This is a genomic window from Lacrimispora xylanisolvens (assembly GCF_002934545.1).
In the GTDB taxonomy this organism is placed as follows: Bacteria; Bacillota; Clostridia; order Lachnospirales; family Lachnospiraceae; genus Lacrimispora; species Lacrimispora xylanisolvens.
In genome coordinates this window covers 45,528-58,615 of record NZ_PTJA01000001.1, presented here as the reverse complement: position 1 = coordinate 58,615, position 13,088 = coordinate 45,528, and the positions used below count along the sequence as shown (strand labels likewise).

Genomic DNA, 13,088 nt, shown 5'->3' with positions numbered 1-13,088 from the left:
ATCCCGAATTTGCAAGCCTTTTATCAAAAAAGCCCTGCCGATCCGGGATTTATACCTGTTTTTTACTTCGCCGCTTCCACCTTTAAGGGGAAGTTTGATTCGCTGCCTGCATCATAGGTAACTGTAACATAGGTAACTTTTACCAAAGCTCCACTTCCGTTGCTGTCATCTGTAGCATTTCCAAGCACTCCGGTATCCAGCCCTTCGCAGTTATCTTTGATAAATCCCATCTCTTTTGCTGAACCCGTATCGATGGTAAATGTACTCATGGCCTGATCCTTTACGGTTCCGGTCACTTCTTTTATTTCCATCTTATCCTGGGCATCAAGGACTAAAATCACCTTTGCATTGGTCGTGTCAGACCCAGATATCTCACCCTTATAGATGATGGAAACTTTCACATCCGGTTCCAGTGCGTAGGAGGTTTCCACTACAGCATTATCCAGATGAAAAACAGTTTTCGACTCTCCATCTAAAACGGTCATGGATTCCATATTATCAGATACCTCGGTGACTTTACCGGTTAATATCTTAAATTCTGCTGTACTTCCGGGTGCCTGGGTACTTGCCGCCGGAGAAGTTTCATTTGAAGTTTCTGTCTGTGCAACGGTACCAGCTGCGTTTTGCGCCGGCTTCGATGATTTCCCGCAGGCCGATAATATAACTGCAGTGCAGACTGCTAATGCGATCATTAAGGTTCTTTTCATAAAGCATCCTCTTTTCTATGTTTGCCATTTCCTGATATATCGCATTTAGTATATCATCCGTTTGTGAAAAGTTTTTATCTTTTTTCTTAATTTACTTTTATCTATTTAATTACGTGCCCTATCATTTCTAGCCAGGAGATACAAACAGTACTGGTTCATGCTGATCCCCTCTTTCTTTGAGTGCTCCGCTAATTCCCGATGTAATGACTTGGGTATTCTTAATTTAAACTGTCCGGAATATTTATCCAGATTATCTGGCTCAGGGATTTCACAACCATCTTCAAGCATTGCTTCCAGCCAGGCTTTTTGGGCATCTTTGGCATTAGCAATTGCTGCTTCGATTGTCTCACCACATGTTATACAGCCCCTTAAATCTGGAAATGATACAATATATCCTCCCTCATCAGGATCTTCAATAATCTCCATTCTATAGTGCAGATTCATATAATCATCAATTGTTCTCATCATCTGATACCTCACTTTCAACAATCTCTCTAACCATCTGTACATAAACTTTTTTTATTGGTTCATGCTTTGGCAGAGTAATTGGCATACACCCTGATTTCCGAAACGTATAATGACTACTTCCCCCCTTGGGCGACTTCATTTCATATCCATAGTACTCCAAGACACGTTGCAATTCACTAAATCGCAGATCTTTTGATAAAGAGTATATTCTATTCAATAATTTATCCCATTGTGACATTTATTAATCCTCTCTTTATAATACATTATATTATGGTGTCGCATTTGGTGTCAATGATATATTAAAAATAAAGCATAATACAAAACAAAGCCCCTGAATCACACATAACCATGTGTTCCAGGGGCTATCATAAAATTTTATTTATTCCTACAAAATATCTCCATACCTCCCAAGAAAATTTTGTGTCCTGACATTGTTGGACGCAAACACTTCCTCCGGAGTCCCTTCCTCAACGATCACACCCTCTGCCATAAAAATCACCCGGTCAGAGATATCTCTGGCAAATGCCATCTCATGAGTGACAATTACCATTGCAATATGCAGGTCGGCAAGGGATTTAATAACCTTAAGCACTTCACCGGTCAGCTCCGGATCCAGTGCAGAAGTAGGCTCATCAAAAAATAGTATCTTGGGGTTCAGAGCCAGTGCCCTTGCAATCGCCACTCTCTGGCACTGCCCGCCAGAAAGCTGGCAGGGATATGCATCTGCTTTATCAGCAAGTCCCATTTTCTGAAGAAGCTCCGTAGCCTCCTTTATGGCATCCTCTTTGCTCCGTTTCTGAACATGGATTGGTGCATCAATAATATTATTTAAAACGGTCATATGAGGAAACAAATTAAAATTCTGAAAAACAAGACCGTAATTCTTCTGGATCTCTTTCAGTTTTTCCTTTTTAGCATAGACAGTCGTTCCATCGCTTCCGTTCCACGCTGCCTTTTCTCCCAGGTAAAACAGTTCTCCTTTATCCATCTGTTCCAGCAATGTGGCACATCGAAGGAGCGTGGACTTTCCGGAACCGGAAGGCCCGATGACAGAAAGGATCTCCCCTTCTTTTACAGACAGAGAGATATCCCGAAGGACGTTCTGTTCATTAAATGATTTTTCCACATGGTTCATTTCCAGTACGTGCATTTCGATTCCTCCTATTGGTAATAATTCATCCGTTTTTCTATGTATTCCATCAGCATAGCCACTACCAGATTAAATACATAATAGAAAAGACCTGCTGCCACAAAGGGAATCAGGCTTGTCTGTGAGGACGCCAGCGCCTTGGCTACGGCAAACATCTCCAGCACGCTGATGGTAAACGCAAGGGAGGTATCCTTTACCAGAGTTATTACCTCGTTGGTGACTGACGGAAGAATCCGTTTTACTACCTGGGGGAATATGATTCTAAAAAAGGTCTGATTCTTTGAGTATCCTAAAAGCTTTGCTGCCTCATACTGTCCGGCAGGCATGGATTGAATTCCGCTTCTGTAGATTTCAGCAAAGTAAGCGGCATAGTTGATCACGAAACCAATAAATGCGGCCCAAAGGCGGTATCCGTTCCCCACCTTCACTCCAAAAAGGTAATAGGGACCGAAATAAACCACCATAAGCTGAAGCATCAGAGGGGTTCCTCTCATGACTGATATATAGAATTTAACAATGGCCTCTATGACCCGGTTTTTTGACATCCTCCCAAAGGAGACCAGAAGTCCCAGAGGAAGAGAAAAGATGAGTGTTACCAGAAAGATCTGGATGCTGACCCACATTCCTCCTGCCAGTTGTGTAAGTATCTTTGTAAAAGCCATGATTGCCCCTCCGTCAGTATCAATTATTTTCCTATTGTTGTTACATCTTTACCGAACCATTTTTCAGAAACGGTCTTTAAGGTTCCGTCTGCTGCCATTGCCTCCAGCTGCTCCTGCACCTTGTCTCTTAGTCCATCATTTCCCTTTTTAAAACCAACTCCATACTCCTCTGCTGCAAGTGCTTCATCAAGAATTACGAAATCTGATTTTCTCTGCTGAATCTGATAAGCAGCTACAATCTCATCCATAGCCACGCAGTTCACTGCTCCCATCTCCAGATCCATAAATGCAGTATTATAATCTGGTGTGGTCTGAAGTGTCTTAAATGTTTTGGCTAATGTATCATTATCCTTTAATGCAGCCTCTGCAGAAGAGTCAGCCTGTACCTCCACTACTTTTCCGGAAAGATCCGCAAGTGTCTTGATTCCGGAGTCCTTTGCCACAACAAAGACCTGTCTGTTTGCCATATAAGGCTTTGTCCATGTATAACCGTCTTCTCTTCCATTGATGGTAAATCCATTCCAGATACAGTCAATGTTACCGCTTTCCAGTTCCATATCCTTTGCGTCCCAGGCGATTGGCTGAGCTACAAACTTTTTACCAAGGCGATCTGCCACCTCTTTTGCAAGATCTAAGTCAAATCCTGTATACTCTCCATTATCTCCAACAAATCCCATGGGAGGAAAGTCCTGATCAAATCCCACTGTAAACGTATCTTTTTCAGAAGCTGCCGAAGATGTATCCTGTGCTTTTGTTGTCTCTGCAGATGAAGACTCTGCCTTTGTTGTCTCTGCCGCCGCAGGTCCTTCCTTTTTTCCTGCACAGCCGCTTAATAACGCTGCTGTTCCTAATATTGCTGCTGCCAGAATCACTATTTTTTTCATAACATAAATCCTCCTCTTAATTTTCATGTGTTACCATGGTAGCACAGTAAAGTTTTTCTGTAAAGAAGAAATTTATGTATCGTGGTTCTAAAACCAGATAAAAGAAATGATTATAATCAGTATTATAAGGGCTGCGCCCCCACCAAGGAAAAAAACAGGACTTATATTCCCATCGCTTACCTCCCTGGAAGTTTCCGGCTCCGCCAGCATCCCCCAGGGACTGAGCACCAGAACGCCCTGAGGGATATCGGTTGATTGTCCATTGTTTAAAAATTCCGTAAATCCGTTCCAATCCCGTTCTATCTGTTTCCTGCCTTCCTTAAAATCCTCTGAGGGTTCTTTCTTACCTTTTGTAAAAAAAGGTTCCGGCTCTCCCTTAATTTCTGAAACTTCTTTTTTCTTTAGGAACTGCTGATAGGCGTAGCGAATCCCTTTATTGGCCGTCTCATTTACATCTGCCTTGTTCTGGTAAAGATTCATCATATAATAAAAGATCCGGTATACATCCTTTGCTTCAAAAACCGGTTTTCTCACACCGGAATATTTTAGAGCGGACTGACTCGCCATTTCCTGAATTAATTTATCGGTCATCCGGTCACAGGCTTCTCTTAAATCCATGGCGATCCCTTTTTCCGCTCCCAGACTTGATACAAAGATCTGTGTTTTTATTGACATAAGAGCGGCTAAAAATCCCAAGAGCTCTTCACTTTTACCAGACAGTCCTGATATTCTGAATAAATTTCCTTCCCGGTTCATATAGGACGCAAATCGCTGTGCAGCCTCCAAATCGCTTATTTCATATACCCTTCCCGTTTTCATGGGGGAAATTGTTAAGCTGGCTCCCTGGGCTTTTCCAGCTATTTTCTTGAAAGGCCCACCTTTTTCCAGAATAGTCAAAGAAGTCTCATCCATCAGATTTTTGGCATATCCCGGATTATTTTTAATCGTTCCGGAGGCTGTTGGCTGGTAAATAATTCCCATACCGGTTTCATTATCTCCTGTGGTAACCGGGGTCCTGATTCCGCCTTCCTTTGAAGCACTTGCCTGCTTTCCATCCACGCCGCTTTGTCCAAATATCTGATTCAGCTCTGCCTCCGTAAAATTCTTCCCCATAACACTTCGGCAGATGGCTGCCCTCAATGCATTAATACTTACGGCAGATCCGTAATTACTTAACAGTAGCTCCAGATCTCCAAGCCGGGACATCAGAAGCTTTTGCAGCATCACAGACAATTCCTGATTCAGCTCCCCGGCTTCCTGGCCCTCTTGTGTTCCATGGGTGAGAACTGCTAAGAGAAGTTCCTCGTATATTTTTGCCAGCTCTTTTAATTCCTCTGAAAGAGGAAGGGTTTCAGATGGAGTCCAGTCCGTTATCTCATGAAAGGCCTCTCTCCATTCTTCCTCATCCCAAATATCAGGAGTATCACTCACTGAAGCAGTATCTCTGGCAGACCTGGATTTTTCAGCTTTTTCAGATTCCGCTTTTGCCTCTTCCTTCATAGACTGAGTCTGAGCCGCCACCTGATTAAGTAATATTTCTCCTGCAATTAATTTCTCATTTGCTTTTAATGCTTCAACAGACAGATTCAAGTCTGCTTTTCCACTCACTTTACCCTCAGCTATCCCCTCTGTTTTCAACTCCCCCGGGACAACAGAGTCCTGCGCCCTGATTTCCATCTCTTATCCTTTTCTCGTATTTATCCGATTAATCCTGTTCATCCTGGTAGACAATTTTACCTTTGCAGATGGTATATTTCACTTTTCCAAAAAGTTTTTTTCCGGTAAATGGGGAGTTGGATGATTTGGAGACATATTCGCCTGCGGTCCATTCCTCGTTGGGATCAAATATTACCAGATCTGCAGCGCCTCCGGTTTTCAGCATTCCACAGTCCAGACGATATAACTTTGCCGGATTAATACTCATCTTTTCCAACAGCTGCATCATGGTTAAATGACCCTGACGTACCAAAGTGGTTACTCCCAGCCCAAGTGCCGTTTCCAGCCCGATAATTCCACTGGGCGCCTCCAGCAAAGGCCTGGCTTTCTCTTCCGTACTGTGAGGTGCGTGATCGGTGGCTATGATATCAATGCTGCCATTTTTAAGACCTTCTATTACAGCCATACGGTCTGCCTCTGTCCGAAGAGGGGGATTCATCTTAGCCAGACTTCCATAGGAAAGAACCGCCTCTTCTGTCAATGTGAAATGGTGGGGTGTCACTTCAGCATAAACATCTGCCCCTAAATCCTTTGCAAACTGTACCATACGTACCGATGCAGCAGAACTGATATGCTGAATATCTACCGCAGCCTTGGTGTGGAGAGCAAGCATACAGTCTCTTGCCACCAGACTGTCCTCCGCCTCAGCAGGAGAACCATAAATACCAAGTTGTTCGGATACCGCCCCATGATTGATCCCGTTGTTCTCTATCAATGCAGGATCTTCTTCGTGGAAGCTTAACGGGAGATTTAAACTGGCCGCTTTTTCCATGGCTCTTTTTACAAGCTCCGCATCCATCAGCGGAATCCCATCATCGGTAAAGCCTGCTGCTCCATGGGCTGCCAGTGCCTCCATATCAGTCAGCTCACGGCCCTTCATCCCTTTGGATACAGCTGCTGCATGAAGAACATGGATTCCGGTTTTCTCCCCTTCTTTCTTTACATATTCCAACGTTCTTATATTATCGACAGGAGGCTTTGTATTGGCCATGCATACAACGGTTGTAAAACCACCTTTGGCTGCTGCTCTTGCACCTGTCTGAATATCTTCCTTGTAAGTAAGTCCCGGATCCCGGAAATGAACATGTACGTCCACAAGTCCCGGCGCTGCGATAAGACCGGTACCATCAATTACCACATCATTTTTTGAAGTCCCTGCCCCGGGAGGATTTTGATCCGTTCCCATCCCGGCTATGATTCCATCTTCTATGCAGATATCCATATCCTGCTCTGTCCGGGTTGCCGGGTCAATTACGTGAACATTTTTAATCCATATCATCGTTTCTTTCTCCCTTTCTCTTTTAATGCCCGTTTATCCTTCTTTGCCGCAAAGCGGAAGAATCCCTGAGGCAGTTCAAAAACAAACACAATACCAAGCACAATCGCAACTGCCACTTTCAGAGCAAGAAACCCGGTTCGGGCAGCAAGTGCTATTTCGTCGGTTACAATGTAGTAAGCGGTCCAATATACCAGCGCACCTGGAACTAACGGAAAAATACCGGAAATCAAAAAGATGGTTACCGGGCACTGTTTTCTGACCGCAAATATTCTGGAAAGAAGAATTACAGCAATGGTTGCAAACATTGCGGATGCCGGCTCTGAAAATCCCTGTGCCAGCATGCTATATACGAACCAGCCTGTTCCCCCAATCAGACCGCAATAAGGATAGTATATGGCAGGTACTCCAAACAGGAGGGCGAATGCAACCGTACCAAGGGCTGCAACTGCCATCTCACAGACAGCCGTCATAAAAATCCACCTCCTGTAAACCGGTGAAGAAGGCTGAATACAAGCCCTACTCCCATGGCAATGCAGAAGAATACCAGCAGTGCATCCATCATTCGCACAGAACCAGCGATATAATCTCCGTCTGCAATATCACGAATTGCGTTGGTAAATGCAACTCCTGGAATCAAAGGCATTATTGAACCAATAATCATAAAGTTTAAATGTTCTCCCAGATGAAGCTTGTACAAGAGAGTACACAGCGCAGTGACAAGAGCTCCTCCTCCAATATTAGCCACCAGCTTGGTAAGATGAGGACCTGCCAGAAAAATGATATATCCATATAGCACCACACCGGAGAAAAACGCAGCTGCTGCATCTTTACCATTACCTCCGAACAGAAAACAGAAACAGGCACTTCCCACTCCCGATGCCAGAATCTGCATCTTCTTTGACTTTCCAGGCATCCGCTGTATCTGATCCAGCCTTTCTCTTACTGCATGGGGAGTTAAAGATCCTGCTTCAATCTCCCTGGATAGCTGATTCACTGCAGCAACACGGTCTAAATGCGTTCCGCTCACCGGGATGTGCTGGACCTTTGCAAATATCTCTTCTCTCTCATTCCCTGCCGTGGTAAAAATCCCATTGCTTAACACAAAGGAGCTGCAGGATTTAATTCCATAATGGCGGCAGATCCGATCCATGGTTTCTTCCACCCGGAAAATCTCAGCACCATTTTCCAGCAGAATATGACCAGCCAGCATGGCCGCATCTAAGACCTCCCGCTCTTCCTCTTTCCGCTCATTCATGAATTTGAGGCTCCTGTTCCAAAATAAACGATTCTCCGTCTCTTTCCATCATAACAATCCGGTCCCGGTAAGGAATGGAAACTTCCATTGATTTTAAACGCCCTATTACGGAATAATCATCCCAGCAGTGCATGGGAAATGCATGCAATACTTCTGCCTTTCTCATAAATTCATCAAAACCCAGATAGAAGTTTTTCTCCTGTCTCGGATCCAGAGGCAGAAAGGCTGCATCAATTTTCTCTCCTGCCAGCTTGTCCACTTCTAATGAATAGTTCTTAGCCATATTCCGGTTCCATTCCTCTGGCTCGCCTTCCCATCTCCAGTTGTTTAGATCACCGGCATGGTAAATTACGGTTCCATTCACTTTTATTAGAAATGCGACACCCTCATCTGTGGATTGAAAGGTAGTAATTTCTAATGCCAGATTACCTCCTGTACCATACGAAAGGGTGAGGGTTTCTCCCGGTTTAACAAATGAAATATGGCTTCTTTGTTCCTCACCAATCTTTTTCCTGGAGATATCGTCAGACAAAACATAATGAACTTCCCTGGATCCGTTCCCCAGATCAAAAATTTTATCCGAATAATGATCTCCATGGCGATGACTGGCGAAGATAAAAAGTGGTTTATTGGTATCCAGGTCCGGAAGTATACCCTGGGTATAATCAAATAGCAGAGCAGCAGACGACAAGTCTGCCAGGAATGCACTGTGATGAACGTAAGTAATTTTCATAAAAAGCGGCCTCCTTCAAATGACTGTTTGGAGAAATTATATCACATACTGATCCATTCTGCATAGCAGATGCGCGCAAAAAAGGCGGAGACCTCTGTCCCCGCCTGCGGAAATTTTTATTCCATCTAAGCTGTTATTTCTATAATAATTAGTTAGCAGCCTTTGTAGTTTCTGTAGCTTCAGTAGTTGCTTCTACGCTGGAAGCTTCTTCAGAAGACTCTTTTGCAGATGCTTCTTCTGTTGTTTCTTCTACAGACTCAGAAGATTCTTCTGTTGTAACTTCTTCTTTTGTAGCTGCTTCTGTTGTAACTGCTTCTGTTGTAGCTGCTTCTGTAGTAACTTCTGTTGCTGCTGTTGTTTCAGCAGTCTTTGTGCTTCCACATGCAGAAATTGCTGCCATTGTTAATACTGCTAATCCTGTAAGTACCAGTTTCTTTGCTGTTAATTTCATAATATTTCTCCTCCTTGCGGCTACCTGTGTTTATTGTTAAATATGTATGCCGCGGCTTTTTTTTATTAATTTCTAAAGCCGAGACACAGTTTAACACCTTAAGAAAATAAAGTCAATGAATTCATTATGATTTTTTTCTTAATATAAAAGTGGCAAATTCTTAATTAAATTTACAATTAGGGATAATATGTCTAACAATAAATTATGGATTTATGCTCTTGAGTTTTTTTTATTGTATTTGTTTGCATTTTGTCCATTCGAAAATTACACCAGTTTTTATAGACTATAAGGCTTAATTTTTGTGCTATATTAACAAATCCATTTCCTTTTTATTCGTTGCAGATCAATTTCATACCTGCTATACTTTATAAATAAATACTGATTGAATATGATAACAGGAGGAATCAACTATGTTAAAGGATCTCGTTTCCAAATGCCGTACATACCGACGCTTCTATCAGGAGTACCAGATTTCTAAAGATGAGTTACTGGAGCTGATTGATCTGGCGAGACTTACTGCTTCCACGGCCAACTCACAGGCACTGAAATTTAAGATCAGCAATACACCAGAGGAAAATGCACTGATATTTGATACTTTAGGCTGGGCGGGAGCACTTCCTGACTGGGACGGACCCGAGGAAGGGGAGCGCCCATCTGCCTATATCATCATTCTCTGTGATTTGTCACTTGGTAAGAACAAGCTTACCGATGATGGCATTGCCGCTCAGACCATGATGCTTGGCGCAGTAGAAAAAGGTTATGGCGGCTGCATGCTTGGAAATGTACGGCGAAGCCAGCTGGCTGAGTCGCTTGGTATTGATACCTCTCTTTATTCGGTAGATCTGGTTCTGGCTCTTGGAAAGCCGAAGGAAGAGGTGGTCATCGTTCCTGTTAAGGAAGATGGAAACGTTAAGTATTACAGAGATGAAAATCAGATTCATTATGTTCCCAAACGAGCATTAGAGGATATTATTATCTAATGTACAAAAATCGAAAAAACAGCCGTTCCGGAAATACTCCGGTTCGGCTGTTTTAAAATCTCTGTCCGCATTTGGGACAGTATTCAAAATCCTCTGCTGTTTCATACCCGCAGTGGGAGCATTGCCTTTTATTCCACTCTGCACTTCTTTGTCCGGATTGAACCAGGGTTAAATCCCGCTCCTCAATTTCAACCGGTTCTCTTCTGCTTAACTTTTTCCCCTTTTCTCCATCCAGCTCATAAACGGTATTACAACACGACATCTGTACGTAATAATGCCTGTTCCATTTTATAATGGGTATAAAAAATACACTGAAATAGCTGTAGGTCATAAAGACCTGATATCTACCATAGCCTCCGCATAAAGAGCAGATCACTGTCCTGGTATAATCCAGCAGCTTTTTCCCCTGACTCATTCCGCATATGAAAAACATCCCATACCTCCTAATGAAACCAACAGCAAAAAATGGTTGGCGTTGCTTTTGATTAAGAGTATAGCACAAAAAGATGAAACATCATAGCCCGGTCATTTTACACGCCAGACAGACCGCTGCATTATGATGCAGCGGCCTGGTAAATAATACTGATGTTTTTACAATTATTATTTTAATAACTGCAGAACGCCCTGTGGAACCTGGTTTGCCTGTGCCAGCATGGACTGAGATGCCTGAACCAGGATGTTGTTCTTGGTATATGCCATCATTTCTTTTGCCATATCAACATCACGTACACGGCTTTCAGCAGCTGACATATTTTCACTTGTTACATTTAAGTTGTTAATTGTATGATCTAATCGGTTCTGAATTGCGCCAAGATCACCACGAGTAGAGGAAACGCTATTAATTGCATTTTTTATAACTGCAATTGCTGCTGTTGCCCCAGAATCAGTGCTGATATCAACACCTGCAATTCCCAGTGATTTTGCACTAGTTGAAGAAATTTTAACTGACATTCTGTTAAAGTTATCTGCTGTATCACCAATTTGAAGAGTAAGACCTGCTCCTTGTGCAGATGCTGACTTTGTTAAATTGGACTCATTCAGTTTTACTGCGGCGCCCTGCGCACTTGCTCCGGTAACTCCATCCTCAGTAAGCTTATCAGCAAGTTTTGATGCCAGTTGTTCACTTGTGTCACTTGTAGAGTATACGATCTTCGTATCACCCTCTGCAACCTCTTCGTCAGCCTTGTTGACAAAGGTATAATTCTTTCCGTTAACGGAAATACTGGTACCGTTTGTCATCTTGGAAGCATCAAAGGTTGCCAGTGTTCCATTTCCTGTGTCAGCACTTGCAGAAACAAGAGTAAGCTGTTTTGCTGTAGCTATTCCCGTTGCATTAGTTGCGCCTTTTGTTGCATCATCTCTTATTACAGCACCTCTTGATGTTGACTCAGAAATTGTAATTTTGCCGCCCGTCGCAGAAGATGCAACATAACCACCATTGTTATTTGTTCCACTTTCTTCTGCGGTTATTGCAGCTGCCAGTTTATCAGCTACTGTATCCGCATCGTCGCTGTCATTGACAGTTACGGTTGTATATTTATCTCTTTCTGATGAATCTGTTGGCAACCCCTTTAATTCAGCATTGCTGCTCTGGATAACATAGGTTCTGTCGCCTACCGTAACAGCTCTGTTATGCGCTGACTTACCTGCATTTGAACTGTCTAAGTCTAAAGTGAGTTCTTTACTTGCTACCTGATAAGAAGCTGATTGTCCTTTAATATAATCAGTTTCCTTTCCTGCAAGTTTGCCGTACCCAATTGGGTTTTCAGTTGTTCCATTATATTTCTCTTTTAATGTTGCGGTTGCCGCAGCTACATCAGCTGCATCAATATCACTTACATCTACAGAGACAGCACCTAACTTAGAACCGTCTACAATTTCTCCAGTACCAGCCGCAGTCTTATCTGCTTTGGCTGTAATTGTAATGATATTTCCATCAGCGGATACATCATAGAGATCCGTAAACTTACCAGCTTCACCGCCCCCTGCAAATGCTGTACCGGAATCGGTTACTGCCGATATATTACCGGATGGTCCTCCAGCAAATGCATCAGCAATGTTATCAGTACTAATACCCTTACCAGCAGCAATTTCAATTTTAACGGTCTGATCCGCACCAGTATTGTCCTTATAATTAAATACAAGATTTTTTGCTGCACTATTGGTATTTGTAATATTTCCTACATATAGTTTTGCTGAATAATCAACTGCTGCTGTTGCTGCTTCTTTTTTACCAGAAGTTACCTTATCAAAAGCCCCAAGAGCTTTCGTCGTTTCGGCCGGGTTTGTCTTAACAGTAATTGCTGCAGTTGTGATGGCTTTTGTCTGGTTAACTGAACCATCCAACAAGTTGATACCGTTGAAATTCGTACTATCTGAAATACGATTAATTTCTGCCTTCAAAGAAGTAACTTCCTTCTGAAGGTTTTCCCTGTCTACGTTATCCTGATAAGTAGCATTTGCAGACTGATCAGCAAGTTCCACCATACGGTTCAGCATAGAATGAACTTCTGTTAAAGCACCTTCTGCTGTCTGTACCAGTGAGATACCGTCATTCGCATTTTTCTGAGCTGTCTCAAGGCCTGTGATCTGTGCTCTCATCTTTTCAGAAATAGCAAGACCGGCAGCATCATCACCTGCACGGTTAATCCGATATCCAGAGGATAATTTTTCCAGGTTCTTTGATACCGTATTGTTGTTGTTTCCTAACTGCCTGTAGGCGTTTAATGCTGCAATATTGTGTTGAATTCTCATATGTATTACCTCCTTGAATTATGACAGGGACTTCCATTTCCCTCATGTT

At 42.9% G+C, this 13,088-nt stretch carries 15 protein-coding genes and 1 pseudogene; 1 reads left to right on the top strand and 15 read right to left on the bottom strand.

Annotated elements, in window-relative coordinates; all coding sequences use genetic code 11:
* Nucleotides 1-62: 62 nt before the first annotated feature.
* From BXY41_RS00305 to BXY41_RS00250, 12 genes are all read right to left on the bottom strand, one after another.
* On the bottom strand, nucleotides 63-707 hold the full coding sequence (locus BXY41_RS00305) for a hypothetical protein (RefSeq protein ID WP_104433412.1): 645 nt from the start codon (nucleotides 705-707) through the stop codon (nucleotides 63-65).
* A gap of 105 nt (nucleotides 708-812) precedes the next feature.
* Nucleotides 813-1,172 carry a type II toxin-antitoxin system HicB family antitoxin gene (locus BXY41_RS00300; RefSeq protein ID WP_104433410.1) on the bottom strand — a complete coding sequence of 120 codons (360 nt, stop codon included), beginning with the start codon at nucleotides 1,170-1,172 and terminating at the stop codon, nucleotides 813-815.
* On the bottom strand, nucleotides 1,159-1,413 hold the full coding sequence (locus BXY41_RS27405) for a type II toxin-antitoxin system HicA family toxin (RefSeq protein ID WP_104433408.1): 255 nt from the start codon (nucleotides 1,411-1,413) through the stop codon (nucleotides 1,159-1,161). The genes BXY41_RS00300 and BXY41_RS27405 overlap by 14 nt, the downstream gene beginning before the upstream one ends.
* Nucleotides 1,414-1,560: 147 nt before the next feature.
* On the bottom strand, nucleotides 1,561-2,325 hold the full coding sequence (locus tag BXY41_RS00290; RefSeq protein ID WP_104433406.1) for an amino acid ABC transporter ATP-binding protein: 765 nt from the start codon (nucleotides 2,323-2,325) through the stop codon (nucleotides 1,561-1,563).
* Between the two features lie 11 nt (nucleotides 2,326-2,336).
* Entirely contained in the window at nucleotides 2,337-2,987 is a 651-nt protein-coding gene (locus BXY41_RS00285; protein WP_104433404.1) for an amino acid ABC transporter permease, read from the bottom strand.
* A gap of 23 nt (nucleotides 2,988-3,010) precedes the next feature.
* Nucleotides 3,011-3,871, bottom strand: coding sequence for an amino acid ABC transporter substrate-binding protein (locus tag BXY41_RS00280; protein WP_104433402.1), 861 nt, complete (start codon nucleotides 3,869-3,871; stop codon nucleotides 3,011-3,013).
* An 87-nt stretch (nucleotides 3,872-3,958) separates the two neighbouring features.
* On the bottom strand, nucleotides 3,959-5,548 hold the full coding sequence (locus BXY41_RS00275; protein WP_104433400.1) for a hypothetical protein: 1,590 nt from the start codon (nucleotides 5,546-5,548) through the stop codon (nucleotides 3,959-3,961).
* A gap of 28 nt (nucleotides 5,549-5,576) precedes the next feature.
* The gene (locus tag BXY41_RS00270) at nucleotides 5,577-6,866 is read right to left on the bottom strand and encodes a dihydroorotase (RefSeq protein WP_104433398.1); all 1,290 of its coding nucleotides are present in this window, start codon (nucleotides 6,864-6,866) and stop codon (nucleotides 5,577-5,579) included.
* Entirely contained in the window at nucleotides 6,863-7,336 is a 474-nt protein-coding gene (locus BXY41_RS00265) for a threonine/serine exporter family protein (RefSeq protein ID WP_104433396.1), read from the bottom strand. The genes BXY41_RS00270 and BXY41_RS00265 overlap by 4 nt, the downstream gene beginning before the upstream one ends.
* The gene (locus BXY41_RS00260; protein ID WP_104433394.1) at nucleotides 7,333-8,121 is read right to left on the bottom strand and encodes a threonine/serine exporter family protein; all 789 of its coding nucleotides are present in this window, start codon (nucleotides 8,119-8,121) and stop codon (nucleotides 7,333-7,335) included. The genes BXY41_RS00265 and BXY41_RS00260 overlap by 4 nt, the downstream gene beginning before the upstream one ends.
* Nucleotides 8,114-8,854 (bottom strand): MBL fold metallo-hydrolase, encoded by a 741-nt coding sequence (locus BXY41_RS00255; protein ID WP_104433392.1) that lies wholly within the window; start codon nucleotides 8,852-8,854, stop codon nucleotides 8,114-8,116. The genes BXY41_RS00260 and BXY41_RS00255 overlap by 8 nt, the downstream gene beginning before the upstream one ends.
* Before the next feature lie 148 nt (nucleotides 8,855-9,002).
* Nucleotides 9,003-9,305 carry a hypothetical protein gene (locus BXY41_RS00250; RefSeq protein WP_104433390.1) on the bottom strand — a complete coding sequence of 101 codons (303 nt, stop codon included), beginning with the start codon at nucleotides 9,303-9,305 and terminating at the stop codon, nucleotides 9,003-9,005.
* Between the two features lie 410 nt (nucleotides 9,306-9,715).
* Here BXY41_RS00250 and BXY41_RS00245 point away from each other — a divergent pair, with 410 nt between their 5' ends.
* Complete coding sequence (locus tag BXY41_RS00245; RefSeq protein ID WP_104433388.1) at nucleotides 9,716-10,285, top strand: nitroreductase family protein; 570 nt, start codon at nucleotides 9,716-9,718, stop codon at nucleotides 10,283-10,285.
* 52 nt (nucleotides 10,286-10,337) lie between these two features.
* Here the strand turns inward: BXY41_RS00245 and BXY41_RS00240 are convergent, their stop codons facing one another.
* From BXY41_RS00240 to BXY41_RS27535, 3 genes and pseudogenes are all read right to left on the bottom strand, one after another.
* Nucleotides 10,338-10,718, bottom strand: coding sequence for a zinc ribbon domain-containing protein (locus BXY41_RS00240; RefSeq protein ID WP_104433386.1), 381 nt, complete (start codon nucleotides 10,716-10,718; stop codon nucleotides 10,338-10,340).
* 167 nt (nucleotides 10,719-10,885) lie between these two features.
* Nucleotides 10,886-11,236: a flagellin gene (locus tag BXY41_RS27540; RefSeq protein ID WP_490393070.1), complete on the bottom strand. Its 351-nt coding sequence runs from the start codon at nucleotides 11,234-11,236 to the stop codon at nucleotides 10,886-10,888.
* A 1,379-nt stretch (nucleotides 11,237-12,615) separates the two neighbouring features.
* Nucleotides 12,616-13,039 (bottom strand): annotated as a pseudogene (locus BXY41_RS27535) (flagellin N-terminal helical domain-containing protein); the annotation flags it as partial.
* Nucleotides 13,040-13,088 lie beyond the last annotated feature (49 nt).

What these genes read in the sequence shown, in the direction of transcription:
- BXY41_RS00305 (WP_104433412.1), bottom strand. Translation starts at nt 707, where the DNA reads ATGAAAAGAACCTTAATGATCGCATTAGCAGTCTGCACTGCAGTTATA.
- BXY41_RS00300 (WP_104433410.1), bottom strand. Translation starts at nt 1,172, where the DNA reads ATGAGAACAATTGATGATTATATGAATCTGCACTATAGAATGGAGATT.
- BXY41_RS27405 (WP_104433408.1), bottom strand. Translation starts at nt 1,413, where the DNA reads ATGTCACAATGGGATAAATTATTGAATAGAATATACTCTTTATCAAAA.
- BXY41_RS00290 (WP_104433406.1), bottom strand. Translation starts at nt 2,325, where the DNA reads ATGCACGTACTGGAAATGAACCATGTGGAAAAATCATTTAATGAACAG.
- BXY41_RS00285 (WP_104433404.1), bottom strand. Translation starts at nt 2,987, where the DNA reads ATGGCTTTTACAAAGATACTTACACAACTGGCAGGAGGAATGTGGGTC.
- BXY41_RS00280 (WP_104433402.1), bottom strand. Translation starts at nt 3,871, where the DNA reads ATGAAAAAAATAGTGATTCTGGCAGCAGCAATATTAGGAACAGCAGCG.
- BXY41_RS00275 (WP_104433400.1), bottom strand. Translation starts at nt 5,548, where the DNA reads ATGGAAATCAGGGCGCAGGACTCTGTTGTCCCGGGGGAGTTGAAAACA.
- BXY41_RS00270 (WP_104433398.1), bottom strand. Translation starts at nt 6,866, where the DNA reads ATGATATGGATTAAAAATGTTCACGTAATTGACCCGGCAACCCGGACA.
- BXY41_RS00265 (WP_104433396.1), bottom strand. Translation starts at nt 7,336, where the DNA reads ATGACGGCTGTCTGTGAGATGGCAGTTGCAGCCCTTGGTACGGTTGCA.
- BXY41_RS00260 (WP_104433394.1), bottom strand. Translation starts at nt 8,121, where the DNA reads ATGAATGAGCGGAAAGAGGAAGAGCGGGAGGTCTTAGATGCGGCCATG.
- BXY41_RS00255 (WP_104433392.1), bottom strand. Translation starts at nt 8,854, where the DNA reads ATGAAAATTACTTACGTTCATCACAGTGCATTCCTGGCAGACTTGTCG.
- BXY41_RS00250 (WP_104433390.1), bottom strand. Translation starts at nt 9,305, where the DNA reads ATGAAATTAACAGCAAAGAAACTGGTACTTACAGGATTAGCAGTATTA.
- BXY41_RS00245 (WP_104433388.1), top strand. Translation starts at nt 9,716, where the DNA reads ATGTTAAAGGATCTCGTTTCCAAATGCCGTACATACCGACGCTTCTAT.
- BXY41_RS00240 (WP_104433386.1), bottom strand. Translation starts at nt 10,718, where the DNA reads ATGTTTTTCATATGCGGAATGAGTCAGGGGAAAAAGCTGCTGGATTAT.
- BXY41_RS27540 (WP_490393070.1), bottom strand. Translation starts at nt 11,236, where the DNA reads ATGTCAGTTAAAATTTCTTCAACTAGTGCAAAATCACTGGGAATTGCA.